The 14628-nt window shown below is 73.3% G+C and carries 11 protein-coding genes; all 11 read right to left on the bottom strand.

Translation table 11 applies throughout. The features are described 5' to 3' along the window. Positions 1–48: 48 nt before the first annotated feature. Positions 49–1851 carry a 2-oxoglutarate dehydrogenase, E2 component, dihydrolipoamide succinyltransferase gene (gene sucB / locus ACQPW6_RS08445; protein ID WP_433888926.1) on the bottom strand — a complete coding sequence of 601 codons (1803 nt, stop codon included), beginning with the start codon at positions 1849–1851 and terminating at the stop codon, positions 49–51. A gap of 48 nt (positions 1852–1899) precedes the next feature. After that, positions 1900–3288 carry a dihydrolipoyl dehydrogenase gene (gene lpdA / locus ACQPW6_RS08440; protein ID WP_433888925.1) on the bottom strand — a complete coding sequence of 463 codons (1389 nt, stop codon included), beginning with the start codon at positions 3286–3288 and terminating at the stop codon, positions 1900–1902. Between the two features lie 213 nt (positions 3289–3501). Then, positions 3502–5013, bottom strand: coding sequence for a leucyl aminopeptidase (locus ACQPW6_RS08435; protein WP_433888924.1), 1512 nt, complete (start codon positions 5011–5013; stop codon positions 3502–3504). A 380-nt stretch (positions 5014–5393) separates the two neighbouring features. Then, positions 5394–5936 (bottom strand): DivIVA domain-containing protein, encoded by a 543-nt coding sequence (locus ACQPW6_RS08430; protein WP_433888923.1) that lies wholly within the window; start codon positions 5934–5936, stop codon positions 5394–5396. 10 nt (positions 5937–5946) lie between these two features. Beyond that, positions 5947–7053 (bottom strand): globin domain-containing protein, encoded by a 1107-nt coding sequence (locus ACQPW6_RS08425; protein ID WP_433888922.1) that lies wholly within the window; start codon positions 7051–7053, stop codon positions 5947–5949. Between the two features lie 96 nt (positions 7054–7149). Then, a complete protein-coding gene (locus ACQPW6_RS08420) occupies positions 7150–7563 on the bottom strand; it encodes a globin family protein (RefSeq protein WP_433888921.1) in 414 nt (137 codons plus the stop codon). A gap of 500 nt (positions 7564–8063) precedes the next feature. Then, positions 8064–9083: an adenosylcobinamide-GDP ribazoletransferase gene (locus tag ACQPW6_RS08415; protein WP_433888920.1), complete on the bottom strand. Its 1020-nt coding sequence runs from the start codon at positions 9081–9083 to the stop codon at positions 8064–8066. Beyond that, positions 9080–9835 (bottom strand): hypothetical protein, encoded by a 756-nt coding sequence (locus ACQPW6_RS08410; RefSeq protein ID WP_433888919.1) that lies wholly within the window; start codon positions 9833–9835, stop codon positions 9080–9082. The genes ACQPW6_RS08415 and ACQPW6_RS08410 overlap by 4 nt, the downstream gene beginning before the upstream one ends. After that, positions 9832–11616: a phosphatidylglycerol lysyltransferase domain-containing protein gene (locus ACQPW6_RS08405; RefSeq protein WP_433888918.1), complete on the bottom strand. Its 1785-nt coding sequence runs from the start codon at positions 11614–11616 to the stop codon at positions 9832–9834. The genes ACQPW6_RS08410 and ACQPW6_RS08405 overlap by 4 nt, the downstream gene beginning before the upstream one ends. Before the next feature lie 123 nt (positions 11617–11739). Beyond that, complete coding sequence (cobT, locus tag ACQPW6_RS08400) at positions 11740–12864, bottom strand: nicotinate-nucleotide--dimethylbenzimidazole phosphoribosyltransferase (RefSeq protein WP_433888917.1); 1125 nt, start codon at positions 12862–12864, stop codon at positions 11740–11742. Between the two features lie 502 nt (positions 12865–13366). Continuing rightward, positions 13367–14575 carry a bifunctional adenosylcobinamide kinase/adenosylcobinamide-phosphate guanylyltransferase gene (locus ACQPW6_RS08395; RefSeq protein WP_433888916.1) on the bottom strand — a complete coding sequence of 403 codons (1209 nt, stop codon included), beginning with the start codon at positions 14573–14575 and terminating at the stop codon, positions 13367–13369. Positions 14576–14628: the final 53 nt, after the last annotated feature.

The following is a 14628-nucleotide window of genomic DNA, read 5'->3' as shown; positions in this document are numbered from 1 at the left end:
TACCGAACGGGGGCGCCGTCTGTGCCGTACAGGCAGCCGCAGGCGGTTCTACAGGCCGAGTTCGACCTCGAACTCGCCCGCCTCCAGGATCTCCTTGACCGCCACCAGGTAGCGCGCCGCGTCGGCGCCGTCCACCAGCCGGTGGTCGTACGACAGCGACAGGTACGTCATGTCGCGGACCCCGATGACCGTCCCGTCGGGGGTCTCCACGACCACCGGGCGCTTGACGGTGGCGCCGATGCCCAGGATGGCCGCCTGGTTCGGCGGCACGATGACCGTGTCGAACAGCGCGCCGCGCGAGCCGGTGTTGCTGATCGTGAAGGTCGCGCCGGCCAGGTCGTCCGGGGTGATCTTGCTGGCCCGGACGTTGCCCGCCAGCTCCGCGGTCTTCTTGGCGATACCGGCGATGTTCAGGTCGCCCGCACCCTTGATGACCGGGGTCATCAGACCCTTCTCGGAGTCCACCGCGATCCCGATGTTCTCGGAGTCGAAGTAGGTGATCGTGCCCTCGTCCTCGTTGATCCGCGCGTTGACCACCGGGTTCGCCTTGAGCGCCTGGGCGGCGGCCTTGACGTAGAACGGCATCGGCGACAGCTTCACGCCCTCGCGGGCCAGGAAGGACTCCTTGGCCTGCGCGCGCAGCCGCATGAGCCGGGTGACGTCCACCTCGAGCACGGTGGTGAGCTGCGCCTGCGAGTGCAGCGCCTTCATCATGTTGTCGCCGATGACCTTGCGCATCCGGGTCATCTTGACGGTCTGGCCGCGCAGCGGGGACGCCTGCGCTGCGGCCTTCGGTGCCGCCGCGGGCTTGGCGGCGGCCGAAGCGGCGGCGGCCTTGGCGGCCTCCGCGGCGGTGATCACGTCCTGCTTGCGGATCCGGCCGCCGACGCCGGTGCCGCGCACCGAGCCGAGGTCCACGCCGCTCTCGGCGGCGAGCTTGCGGACCAGCGGGGTGACGTAGGCGCCGTCGTCACCGGAGGAGGCCGCGGCCGGGGCGGCCGGGGCCTGCTGCGGGGCGGGCGCGGGCGCCGGGGTGGGAGCGGGCGCGGGAGCCGACGGGACCGGCGCGGGCGCCGGGGTCTCCTGCGTCTGCGGGGCCGGAGCGGTCGGCGCCTGCGGTGCCGGCGCCTGCTGCTGCGGAGCAGCCGGGGCCGGAGCGGACTCCTGCGCCGGAGCCGGGGCGGCCGGTGCCTGCTGCTGCGCCGGGGCCGCGCCCGCCGCGCCGACGACGGCCAGCTTCGCGCCGACCTCCGCCGTCTCGTCCTCCTGGACCAGGATCTCCAGCACGGTGCCGGACACCGGCGACGGGATCTCGGTGTCGACCTTGTCGGTGGACACCTCAAGCAGCGGCTCGTCGGCCTCGATGCTGTCGCCGACCGACTTCAGCCAGCGGGTGACGGTGCCCTCGGTGACGCTCTCACCGAGCGCGGGCAGCACCACATCGGTGCCCTCGGCGCTGCTGCCGCCCTCGGCGGCCTGCGCGGTCGGCGCCGGAGCCGGGGCCTGCGCCTCGGTGGACGGGGTCGCGGCGGCCGGCTGCTCGGGCTGCGCCGGCGCCTGCTCCTGCGCCGGGGCGGGGGCCTGGCTCTGCTCTGCGGCGGGCGCGCCGCCGCTGCCGTCGTCGATGACGGCCAGCTCGGCACCGACCTCGACCGTCTCGTCCTCGGCGACCTTGATCGACGCGAGGGTGCCGGACGCGGGGGAGGGGATCTCGGTGTCGACCTTGTCCGTCGAGACCTCGAGCAGCGGCTCGTCGGCCTCGACGTGCTCACCCTCGGCCTTCAGCCAGCGGGTGACGGTGCCCTCGGTCACGCTCTCGCCGAGCGCCGGCAGGGTTACGGAAACCGCCATGGTTGCGGTTACTCCTAACGATCTGTGCGGATGGGGTGGCGTGGAGGGTCAGTCGTGCGAGTGCAGCGGCTTGCCCGCGAGCGCGAGGTGGGCCTCGCCGAGCGCCTCGCTCTGCGTCGGGTGCGCGTGGATGAGCTGCGCCACCTCGGCGGGCAGCGCCTCCCAGTTGTAGATGAGCTGGGCCTCGCCGACCTGCTCGCCCATCCGGTCGCCGACCATGTGGACGCCCACCACGGCCCCGTCGCGGACCTGGACCAGCTTGACCTCGCCGGCGGTCTTGAGGATCTTGCTCTTGCCGTTGCCGGCCAGGTTGTACTTCAGCGTGACGACCTTGTCGGCACCGTAGACCTCCTTGGCCTTGGCCTCGGTGATGCCCACGGAGGCGACCTCGGGGTGGCAGTACGTCACCCGCGGCACACCGTCGTAGTCCACCGGCACGGCCTTCAGGCCGGCCAGCCGCTCCGCGACGAGGATGCCCTCGGCGAAGCCGACGTGCGCCAGCTGGAGGGTCGGCACCAGGTCGCCGACGGCGGAGATGGTCGGCACGTTGGTGCGCATGTACTCGTCGACCAGGACGAAGCCGCGGTCCATCGCGACGCCCTGCTCCTCGTACCCCAGGTTCTGCGAGACCGGGCCGCGGCCGATCGCGACCAGCAGCAGCTCGGCCTCGAAGGTCTTGCCGTCGGCCAGGGTGACCTTCACGCCGCTGTCGGTGTACTCGGCGCTCTGGAAGAAGGTGCCGACGTTGAACTTGATGCCGCGCTTGCGGAAGGCCCGCTCCAGCAGCTTGGAGCTGTTCTCGTCCTCCACCGGCACCAGGTGCGGCAGGCCCTCGACGATGGTCACGTCGGTGCCGAAGGACTTCCACACCGAGGCGAACTCCACGCCGATCACGCCGCCGCCCAGCACGATCGCCGAGGCCGGCACCCGGTCCAGGGTCAGCGCGTGGTCGGAGGAGATGATCCGGTTGCCGTCGATGTCCAGGCCCGGCAGCGAACGCGGTACGGAGCCGGTCGCGAGCAGGATGTGCCGCCCCTGGATCCGCTGGCCGTTCACATCCACCGAGGTGGGCGACGACAGCCGGCCCTCGCCCTCGATGTAGGTCACCTTCCGGGAGGCCACCAGGCCCTGGAGGCCCTTGTAGAGGCCGGAGATCACGTCGTCCTTGTACTTGTGGACGGCCGCGATGTCGATGCCCTCGAAAGTGGTGCGCACACCGAACTGCTCGCTCTCGCGAGCCTGGTCGGCGATCTCCCCGGCGTGCAGCAGCGCCTTGGTGGGGATGCAACCGTTGTGCAGACAGGTGCCCCCGAGCTTGTTCTTCTCGATCAGGGCGACGTCAAGTCCAAGCTGCGCGGCACGCAGAGCGGCAGCGTAACCGCCACTGCCACCGCCGAGGATCACTAGGTCGAAAACAGTGCTGGCGTCGTTCGCCACGTCACGTCCTCCATGCATGGGTACGCCGGAGCCGGTCCACGATGACCGGTCGGCGGCTTAGGTTCGGCCGCTTTGTCTTAAACGGGGCCCTGTCGTGCCGTTCCACATCTTCGCACTTGTTGGCGCCCGACGGGCCATCGGCCCCGGCCGCCGATCACACGAGTACGGCCCCGGGCGCATCGCCCGGGACCGCACGTGACACATCTCACCCGATCAGAAGAGCTCGCCCTCCGCGGTGCGGCGGGCCAGGGCGACCAGGGTGCGGACCGCGGAGCCGGTGCCGCCCTTCGGGGTGTAGCCGAAGGGGGCGCCCTCGTGGAACGCGGGGCCCGCGATGTCCAGGTGCGCCCAGGTGATGCCCTCGCCGACGAACTCGCGCAGGAACAGGCCGGCCACCAGGCCGCCGCCGGGGCGGCTGCCCATGTTGGCGATGTCGGCGGTCGGCGAGTCGAACGTCTTGCGCAGCTGCTCGGGCAGCGGCATCGGCCAGGAGTCCTCGCCCTCGGCCAGCGCGGCGGCGTGCACCCGGCCGCGGAACTCGTCGTTGTTCGACATGATCCCGAACCGCTCGGAGCCCAGCGCCAGCACCATCGCACCGGTCAGCGTCGCCACGTCCACGATCGCGTCCGGCGACTCCTCCGAGGCGCGGGCGATCGCGTCGGCCAGCACCAGCCGGCCCTCGGCGTCGGTGTTCAGCACCTCGACGGTGGTGCCGCTGTACATCTTCAGCACGTCGCCGGGGCGGGTCGCGCCGCCGCCCGGCATGTTCTCGGCCAGCGCGAGCCAGCCGGTCACGTTGACCGGCAGGCCGAGCTTCGCGGAGGCGACGACCGCGCCGAACACCGCGGCGGCGCCGCTCATGTCGCACTTCATCGTCTCGTTGTGCCCCGGCGGCTTCAGCGAGATGCCGCCCGAGTCGTAGGTGATGCCCTTGCCGACGAAGGCCAGCGTGCGGGTCGCCTTGGCGTGCGTGTACGCCACCCGGACCAGCCGCGGCGGCGTCGCCGAGCCCTGGCCGACGCCCATGATGCCGCCGTAGCCGCCCTTGAGCAGCGCCTTCTCGTCGAGCACCTCGACCTTCAGGCCGAACTCCTTGGCGGCGGCCTGCACGGTGGCCGCGAACGCCTTCGGGTTCAGGTCGTTGGGCGGGGTGTTGATCAGGTCGCGGGCCCGGTTGACCTCCGCGGCCACCGCGACCGCGCGCTCCACCGCGGCCTTGTGCGCCTTGTCGCGCGGCTTCGCACCGGTCAGCGCGGCCTCGGCGAGCGAGCCCTTGGCGCCGTCGGCCTGCGCCTGGTACGTGGTGAACGCGTACGCGCCCAGCAGCGCGCCGGTGGCGATCGCCTCGACCTCGGCGGCGCCCTGCGCGGGCAGCGCGAACGACGCCTTCTTCACCCCGGCCAGCGAGCGGGCGGCCACTCCGGCGGCCCTGCGCAGCGCCTCCGGGTCGAAGCTGTCGCCCTCCTCGGGAGCGTCACCCAGACCCACCGCGACCACCAGGGGAGCCTTCAGCCCGGCGGCGGCCGGCAGCTTCGTCACCTCGCCCTCGGCACCCGAGGCGCCAACCGTCTCCAGCGTGGCGGCGAGCTTGCCGTCGAACGCCGAGTCAACCGATTCCGCCCCCGGGGCGACCCGGGGACCCTTGGCCCCCTTGGTCACCCCCACGACGATTGCGTCCGCGCGCAACGTTGCGGCGGAGGAGGTACTGAGTGTCACTGCAGTCACGGTGGCAGAGGTCCTATTCGGTCGAGGTCCTGTGTACGGGCCGGTGGATGGCCCGGCGGGGCCCCACGCATCGTAATCCGCCACATCAACGGGGCGGACCAGGGGCATCCGCCCCGGCCAAGAGCCTACGCCCGAGAGCCTGATGAGCTACTTGAGGCGCAATCACCCATGGGCGAGCGATGCGCCTGACGGTGAACCGAGGACGGCTCCCGAGTCGAAGGGGCGGGCCCTGCCGAAAGGTGGGGGTCCCCCCGGACGGAGTCTGGGGGAACGCGGAGGTCCTGAAGGGGGGAGCATGATCGACCTCCCCCAGACTCCGTCCGGGGGGACCCCCAAGGGACTGAAGCGCCCCGAAGGCGAGGGAGCCAAAAAGAAGGGGATCAGCGCCCGTGCGGGGTTCCCGTGGGCTCCGGGCGTTTGGTGGCGTACTGGTCGGCTGTCACGGTCAGTGACTGGGCCAGTTGGCGGAGGTAGGAGATCAGGCGCTCGGTCTCCTCCTGGTCGCTGCTCGGGGTGGAGCCGTCGTGGGCGCGGATCTGCTGCAGGACCGCCTCGGCCTGCTCCCTCGCCGCCTGGAGCAGCGTGCGGGCCTGCTCGCGGGCCGCGAAGACCGTCTGCTCGGCGGACTGCTGCGCGCGGGCCTGCTGGAGCACCGCGTCAACCGTCGGCACGCCGGTCGGGCTGCTGCCGTCGCCGATGTTGTTCGCCCGGATCCAGTCCCGGTGCCGCTGCATGTCCGTGCGCAGCCGGTCGTTCTCCTCGGCCAGTACCGTCAGCGCCGCCGCGCAGCGGCGCAGCACGTCGTCCACCGGCTCCTCGAGGTAGCCGCGCCGGGTCAGCGGCGCCCGCGGGAACCGCATCGACCGCAGCGTCTCGGGCGTCACCCGGCGCTCCTCGGGGCGGGGTGCTCGTGTCTCGTTCACGTGTCTCCGATCACCGAGCGTCTTCGAAGTGCAGCAGGTCGTGGGGGATGCCTCCGGCCGCCAGGTCGCGGACCGTCGCGGAGACCATCGCCGGCGAGCCGCAGACGTACACGGAGCGTCCGCGCCACACGGCGGTGCGCAGGACGGGCCCGGCCAGACTCCGGTTCTCGAAGGTGCCGGCGTCCGCCCCGACCACGGGCGTGACGTGGAACCACGGGTTGGCCTGGGCCAGTTGGTTCAGCGCGGGCATGTCGTACAGCCCGTACGAGTCGCGGGCGCCGAAGATCAGGTCCACCCTGCGTGGCGGACCGTGCCAGGCGATCTCCTCGACCAGCGCGCGCAGCGGTGCCAGCCCGGTGCCCCCGGCGACCAGTACCAGGTCCCGGCCCTGCGAGCGCCGCAGCGTCAGCCGGTTGCCGACCGGCGCCGCCAGCCGCAGCACGTCGCCGCGCCGCAGCCGGTAGACCATGGCCGAGCTGACCAGGCCCCCGTCGAGCGACCGCACGTGCAGCTCGATCGTGCCGTCGCCGCGCACCGCGTTGGCCGGGGTGAACGACCGCCAGGTGCTCGGCAGCATCGGCGTCTCCACCATCACCGACTGCCCGGCGGCGTACGCCATCGGCTGCTCCAGCCGCAGCGTGACGACCGCGAGGTCGAACGAGCGCTGCTCGTGCCGCACCACCTCGGCGTTCCACCACGCCGGGTTGACCGTGCTGTCGGCCTCGGCCGCCTGGAACATGGTCTGCGAGACCAGCCCGTACGCCTCGGTCCAGCCGCGCTGCAGCTCCGGCGTCCACGCCTCGCCCAGGAAGTAGCCGAGCGTGGCGAGCAGCGCCTGCCCGACCGCCTCGTAGTGCTGCGCCACCACCTGGAACTTGCGGTGGTCGCGGCCCAGTTGCTGCACGTAGGGGACGAGCCGCTCCGGGTCGTCGGCGTCCGCGACGATCCGGCCGAGCGCCGCGACCAGCCGGTCCCGCTGTGTCCCCATGGACACCGGGAACATCGGCCGGACCTGCGGCGCGATCAGGAACAGATACGAGTAGAAGTACCGCGGCACCTCGTCCCCGGACTTGCCGACCAGGGCGAAGGAGTCTCGCAACGCCTGGGTGTCGCTCACGACGACCCACCGGCGGTTGACATCAGGGGTGACCTCCGGACAGTTGGGAACCGGGCGGCGGCTCGTCGCGACGAGCCGCTGTCGGCTGCGGTCGCGTCAGCGGGAGGCCGTCTCGCCGGCCGCGATCATGGTCTCGCTGATCACGCCGTAGACCGCGACCCAGGACTCCTCGACCTCGGGCGTCCAGTCGTTGCCCGCGTAGTGCTTGAGGGTGGCGATCAGGCTGGCGCCGACGGCCGGGTAGTGCTCGGCCAGGGCGCCGTAGCCCACGTGCCGCCGGCCGAGGTTCTGCAGCATGGTCGTCAGCGTCTCGGTGTTCTCGATGTTGGCGACCAGCGCGCCCAGCGCGGCCCACAGCCGGTCGCGCTGCTCGTCGATGTGCGGGGCGAACAGCGGGCGGACACCGGGGTGATTGGTGAACAGGTGGTCGTAGAAATACCCGGTCACCTGCGAACCGTGCGGCTCGACGGCCTTGAAACTGCTGCGTATCAATGCAATATCTGCGGTCATGGCGCCCGACTCTAGCCAGCGGCAGCGGGTCGAACAAGTTGGCTACCGGCGCGGAAGTGAGCGGCTCAGGAAATCCAGCATACGGACCACTGGTATATCGTTATCCGGGGATAGCGGGCCATTTCGGCGAAGTGGCGGGATCGCGTCGAAGGGGGCGGGGTCCGGGGTGGCCGGCGGGGTGGACGCCCGCGCGGGGCAGCGCACTTGGGACATCACCGGCCATCCGGGCACCTGAAGTGAAATGCCGGACATTCAGGTCCGATATCCGGGTCGGCGCCGCCGCTTACCACATTATCCCGGGCCGGGCCGCCGGCCGGTGCGCGGGTATGCGGGGCAAAAGTGGCACCCGCACAGCAGCTCCGGATTTCCGCATTCCGGACAGTGGGTCGGGCGGGCGCTCGGCCGTCGGTGGAGTTTAATCGGATACGCTATATTGACGGACATCTTCCGGATTCGCCGTCCGATCGGCGGTCTGATCGGCTGTCCGTTGAGCCGTCTGCTCAGCGCAGGGAAAGCACGACCAGTGTCGCGGTCGTCGCCGTTTCACAGAGCGCGCCGAAGACGTCACCCGTTGTACCGCGGAAACGGCGTACGCAGTGGCGCAGCAGCGCCTCGGCGCAGAGCAGCGCCAGGCAGGCCGCGGCGGCGCCGCGGCCGGCGGTCAGGCCGCCGAAAGGCAGGCCCGCGGCGCAGCCGGCGGCCACCGCGAGGACGGCGAGCGCGCACGCGGTGCCGGTGCGGACTGAGCCCGCGACGGCCGCGCCCAGGCCGCCGGGACGGGCCGCGGGGACGGCGGGGCGGCAGGCCAGGGTCATGGCGGTACGGCCGGTGAACGCGGCCAGCACGGCCGCCACGCAGCCGTAGGTCCAGCTGTCGGCGTAGCAGGCGGCGAGCGCGGCGGTCTGCGCGAGGAGGACCAGGATCAGGGTGAGGACGCCGAACGGCCCGATGTCCGACTGCTTCATGATCCGCAGCGCCTCGTCGGCGGGTTTGCCACTGCCGAGCCCGTCGGCGGTGTCGGCCAGCCCGTCGAGGTGCAGCCCGCGAGTGAGGACGGCGGGCACGGCGACGGCGCCGATCGCCGCGAGCAGCGGACTCGCCCCGAGCGAGGTGAGCAGACCGCCCCCGGCCGCCGCGCCGCCCCCGACGACCAGCCCGACGAGCGGGGCGGCGGCCATCCCGGCAGCGGCGGCGGCCCGGTCCCACCGGCGCACGGTCACGGGGATGACGGTGAGCGTGCCGAAGGCGAAGCGCAGCCCGTCGAAGACGGCGGGACCCTCGCCGGGAGCGGAGGCCGGGACGGCTTCGCCCACGCCGGCCGGGGCTTCGGGCGCGTCCGTGGCGTCGGGGGCGGCTTCGCCCCGAACCGGCGCCGTTTCGCCGGCGTCCGCCGCGGCCTCGGGCGTATCGGTGGCAGCCGTGGCCTCGGGGGCAGGAGTCGCCAGGGGTTCGGCTGGGGGCGCCGGGGCCTCGGGCGTCACGTGCTTGTTCTCCCGCGTCTCCTCACCCGCCTCGGTCATCGCGTGAGGGTATCGGCCCCCGGGCGGGCCGGGGTCGGCGGGGCGAGGCCGGTCCACGTCTCGAAGGCTGTCAGGAGGAGGATCGCGGCCGCGCCCGCCAGGTGCTCGAAGCCTGCCAGGTTCGTGATCGTCACGACCTCGATGACCATCGCGGCGACGATCGCCGCCGCCGTCCACCAGGCCCGGTACCGGCATGCCACGTACAGGCCGAGCGCGACCACCGCCGCCGACGGGCCCGTGTCCCGGACCAGCAAGTCGGACGTCGGCAGGCCGAGGAATCCGCCCGGGCCCGTCCACAGCGAGTAGCGGGCGAACGCCGTGCCCGCGAGGGTGGCCAGCAGGGCGACGCCCAGCGTGCGGCGGGCGCCAAGCGTCGTCTCGGCGATGCCGAACACCACCACGACCTGGAGCATCAGCCCCCAGATCGGCAGCGACGGATCGGGCACGAACAGCGAGAGCGGCGTCCGCAGCAGCGCCTGCCACCACGGCAGCGTCGCGTAGACCCCGCCGAGCCGGTCCACCCAGTCGCTCGCGCCCCGCAAGTGCTGGAGGACCTGTAGCGCCACGATGCCCACGCACGCGGTGAGGGTCAGCGGGACGGCGAGCACCCCGCCGGTCCGCAGCCGCCGCCACACCTCGCCGACCGGCGCGCCCAGTTCGGCCCGCCCGAAGTCCCGTACCGGGCCCCACAGCGCGCGGGCGCCGCCCGACCACCACCGGGACCGGGCCGGCCGCCCGTCCAGCGCGCTCACCGCGCCCTGCGGCGCAGCGGGGACGGCAGCCGCGGCACCCCGAGGAAGCCCTCGGCGCGGGCGGCGGCGATGCCGATCCTCGGCAGCTCGCCCGACTTGCCGAAGAGCACGTACCGCGGCTCCCAGATCGGCCGGAACTTCGCGTTCGCCCGGTACAGCGACTCGATCTGCCACCACCGGGAGAAGAACGTGAGCAGCGAGTGCCACAGCCGCAGCACGGGCCCGGCGCCGAGCCGCGAGCCGCGCTCGAAGACCGACCTGAACATCGCGAAGTTCAGCGAGATCTGCTCGACCCCCACCTCCTGCGCGCGCTGGATCAGCTCGATCACCATGAACTCGATCAGCCCGTTGTCCGCGCCGCGGTCCCGCCGCATCAGGTCCAGCGACAGGCCGCCGCGCCCCCACGGCACGAAGCTGAGCAGCGCCCGCGGCTGCCCTTCGCCGTCCGCGCACTCCACCATCACGCACTGGCCGTCCGCCGGGTCGCCGAGCCGGCCGAGCGCCATCGAGAAGCCGCGCTCGGTGCCGCCGTCCCGCCAGTCGTCGGCCTGTTCGAGCAGGGCGTCCAGTTCGTCGGCCGGGATGTCGGCGTGCCGCCGGATCCGTACCGTGCAGCCGGAGCGTTTCACCCGGTTGTACGCCTGCCGGACGGTCCGCATCGCGCGGCCGTCCAGTGTGAAGTCGTCGGTCTCGACGATCGCCTCGTCACCGAGTTCCAGCGCGTCCAGGCCGTGCCGGGCGTAGACCGTGCCGGCTTCCTCGCTCGCGCCCATCACGGCCGGCACCCAGGCGTGCGCGGTGGCCTCGTCCAGCCAGGCGTCGATGGCGCCGGGCCACGCCTCCGGGTCGCCGATCGGGTCGCCGGAGGCCAGCGACACCCCGCCGAGCACCCGGTAGGCGACCGCGGACTTGCCGCTCGGCGACCAGATGACGCTCTTGTCGCGGCGCAGCGCGAAGTAGCCGAGCGAGTCGCGGTCGCCGAACTTGTCGAGCAGCACGCGCAGCCGCGCCTCGTCCTCCGGGCTCAGCAGCGTCTGCCCGCGCGGCGACCGGAACGCCACGAACAGCACGAGCAGGAAGAGCAGCGTGCTCATCACGTTGATGATGACGTCCACCCAGCCCGGCGTGGAGATCGTCATGAACGCGCTGTCGTTCGGCACGAGGGAGATCAGCCGCATCAGCGCGTAGCCGAAGCTGTCGCCGAAGCCCGCGCCGTGCTCGGAGTTGGTGACGGTGACCAGGGCGGTGCCGATCAGTGCGGCCAGTACGAGGCCGACGGCGGCGGTGAGGGCCGCGTGCCACGGGTTGGTGCGGTCGCCCTTGGCCCGGAACTCCCGGCGGCCGATCAGCAGCGCGGCCAGGAAGAGGGTGGTCAGCGCGAGCGAGACCCAGTTCTGCGCGTGCCGGTGGATGTCCGGCCACACCATGCTGAGCGCGAGCGCGGCGAAGAACAGCCCGCACAGGACGAGGTTGAGGATCCAGGCGGCGCGTTTGCGGCGCCGCATGGTGATCGCGAGGAAGAGGGCGATGGCGCCGGACGTGAAGCCGGCGGTGAGCAGGTACGGGGTGAAGTAGTCCTGCGCGTTGTGCCGCCGGATGTCCTGCCCGAAGGAGACCCAGACGGCCCCGAGGAAGTTCAGGAACGCGACGGCCCGCAGATACCAGACGGTGAACGCGGCGGCCCGGGTCGGCGGGTTGGACCCGGTGGGCCCGGTGCTTTGTCCGCTGCCCGGGGCGAGGGCTGGGTCGTGGCCCCTGGTACCCGCGCTGGACGTTCCCATAGCGGCAGATACTAGGACGAAACCACCTGCCGGTGAGGGATGATGGGCGGCCAGCCGCCACCGGTGGGTGGGGGCTGGCCGTGCAGTTCCCCGCGCCCCTTGAAAACCGGGGCTGGGCCGGGGCTACGGCTGCGGGTCGCCCGCAGGCTCCGGGGTTTCGGCCGCGGCAGCGGCCTCGGGCTCGGGCTCGGGCTTCTCGGCCGGGGAGGGGAGCTCCGGGAGCTCCGCCGCGAAGGACGCCGCCGCCCGCAGCAGAGGGAGAGCGAGCAGTGACCCCATGCCGCCGCCGAGGTGCACGCCATGATCGAGCAGCGGGTCGAGCGAGATCCGCTCCAACGCCTTGGACTGCCCAGGCTCCCCGCTCGCGTGCCCCGCCAGCCACCAGTCCGGCGCGCGGAACGCCACCCGCTGCGCGACCAGCGCGCAGGCCGCGCTGACCACCCCGTCCAGGACGACCGGAAGCTTGCGCACCGACGCCTGGAGCAGGAACCCGGTGATCGCGGCGAAGTCGGCGCCGCCGACCGTGGCGAGCAGTTCGAGCTGGTCGCCGAGCACCGGACGGGCCCGCCGGAGCGAGTCCCGGATCGCCGCGCACTTCCGCATCCAGCCCAGGTCGTCGATGCCCGAGCCGCGCCCGGTGACGACGGAGGCGTCGGTGCCGCACAGGGCCGCGATGAGGACGGCGGCCGGGGTCGTACCGCCGACGCTCAGGTCGCCGAGCAGGACGAGGTCCGTACCGGAGTCGGCCTCCTCGTCGGCGAGGGTCATGCCGGTACGGAACGCCTGCTGCGCTTCCTCGGCCGTCAGCGCGTCCTCGATGTCGATCCGGCCGGAGCCGCGGCGCACGCGGTGCGCGGTGACGTTCGCGGGGAGGTCGGACGGGTCGCAGTCGAGCGACATGTCGATGAGGCGGACGTGGGTGTCGTAGCTGCGGGCGAGGACGCTGAGCGGGGCGGTGCCGTCGATGACGGCGCGGACCAGATCGGCGGCGGTGCCGGCGGGGCGGGCCGAGACGTCGAGGGAGGCGACACCGTGGTCGCCGGCGAAGACGAGGACGCGGGGGCGGGTGATCGGGCGGGCCGGGACCACGCCCTGCACGGCGGCCAGCCAGTCGGCCAGCTCGGCGGGCTTCCCGAGCGCGCCTGTGGGTGCGATCACCCGGGCCCACCGGTCCTGCGAGTCCCGCCGGATCCCGGCGTCGGGGCGCTCCACGAGGGAGCCGAAGTCGTCGAGTTCGATGGCGCTCACGTGCCGAACAGTACCGCCCCGCTCCCGCTGAGGTTCACCGCCCCAACCCCCGCCCCCGGGCGCCCTCCCGGTACCCCCTGCCCCGCCACCACCGCGCCCGTCCTTCCCGGGCCACCGGCCGGTGGGTGGCTGGTGGCGCAGTTCCCCGCGCCCCTTCGGGGGTCGCCTGGGCGATTGGCCCCGGCCCGGCACGGCTTTTCAGGGGGCGCGGGGAACTGCGCGAGAAGCCACGATGTGCCTGCACGTCACCGCCGGCCCCAGCGGGGCAGTGCGGTTGTTCCCGGGCCACCGGCCGGTGGGTGGCTGGTGGCGCAGTTCCCCGCGCCCCTTTGGGGCTCGGCTGGGCGATTGGCCCCGGCCGGGCACGGCTTTGAGGGGGCGCGGGGAAGTGCGCGACAAGCCGCGATGTGGCTGCACGTCACCGCCGGCCCCAGCGGGGGAGTGCCGTACTCGTCCGGTCGGGCCCCGTCAGGGGCGGGGGAACTGGGCGGAACGGCGCGGGCTATGTGGGGCGGAGGGGGTGGGGGAGGCCGGCCACTGTCAGGAGGACCTGTTCGGACTCTGCTGCCAGCGCAGCGTTCAAGCGGCCCAGTTCGTCGCGGAAGCGGCGGCCCGAGGGGGTCGCGGGGACCACCCCGGAGCCGACCTCGTTCGAGACCGCCACCGCTGTGCGGCGGGTCGCGCGCCAGGCCGCGGTCAACTCGTCGGCGCGGGCGCGGACTTCCGCGCGGGCGGCCCCCGGCCAGTCCTCCGCCGTCCACGCGCCCGCCTTGTCCATCACGTCGGTGAGCCACAGCGCGAGGCAGTCGATCAGCAGCGGCGGGCCCGCCGCGTCGGCGAGCAGCGGGACCAGGTCGCACGTCTCCTCCGTGCGCCAGCCCGCCGGGCGCCGCTCCCGGTGGCGGGTGACTCGTTCCGCCCACTCCGGGTCGCCGGCCCGGGTGCCGCCGGTCGCCACGTAGACCACCTCGGGGAACGCGGCGAGCCGTCGCTCGGCCTCCACGGACTTGCCCGACCGCGCCCCGCCGAGCACGAGCGTCCGCCGCGGCACGTCCGGCACCTCGTGGTAGTCGCCGACGGTCAGCGTCGTGCCGTCGGGCACCGCCCGCGCGCCGAGCGCGGCGAGCCGCCGGTGCACCTCGGGCGGCGGCGGGGCGCCGTGGTCCAGGTGCACCGCGACCACGTCCGTCGTTCCGGTGACCAGGCCCGCCGCCCGCAGCCGGGCCAGCGCGTCGGGCCGGCCGACCACGTCGAGCAGCACCAGGTGGTACGGCGCCTCCCCGTTCTCGGGCAGGCCCGCCGCCGCGCACCCGGGCGGCAGGTACAGCAGCCGCAACCCGTTGGGCGACTCGACCGCGTACCCCGTGCCCGGCGCGTCCGTGGCCACCGCCCGCACCCGGTGCCCGGTCATCAGCGAGAGCCGCTGGCCCTCGGGCAGCCGCGCCGGGGCCGGCAGCCCGGCCGGGATCTCCACCGCGGGACCGTCGTGCGGGTGCGACAGCACGACCAGCCGCAGCCCGCCCAGCGTGTGCCCGGCCCGCGCCGCCGCGAGCGCCACCCCGGGCGTCAGATCGATCAGCATCAGCCCGTCCACCAGGACGGAGGTCGCGGCGCGGGCGCCCGCGCCCACGGCGAGCGCGCACGCCGCGCAGGGGCAGTCGGGCACCGGCAGACCCTCGGGGCCGCCGGTGCCGAGCAGAGTCAGTTCCACGCCACGATCGTCTCGCGTCCGGCCCGGCCGGGCGCGCCGGGGCCGCCATGCGG

It is taken from the genome of Streptomyces sp. CA-111067, assembly GCF_050956065.1.
In the GTDB taxonomy this organism is placed as follows: domain Bacteria; phylum Actinomycetota; class Actinomycetes; order Streptomycetales; family Streptomycetaceae; genus Actinacidiphila.
The sequence above is the reverse complement of the archived record's forward strand: the minus strand, read 5'-3'. Positions and strand labels throughout refer to the sequence as shown.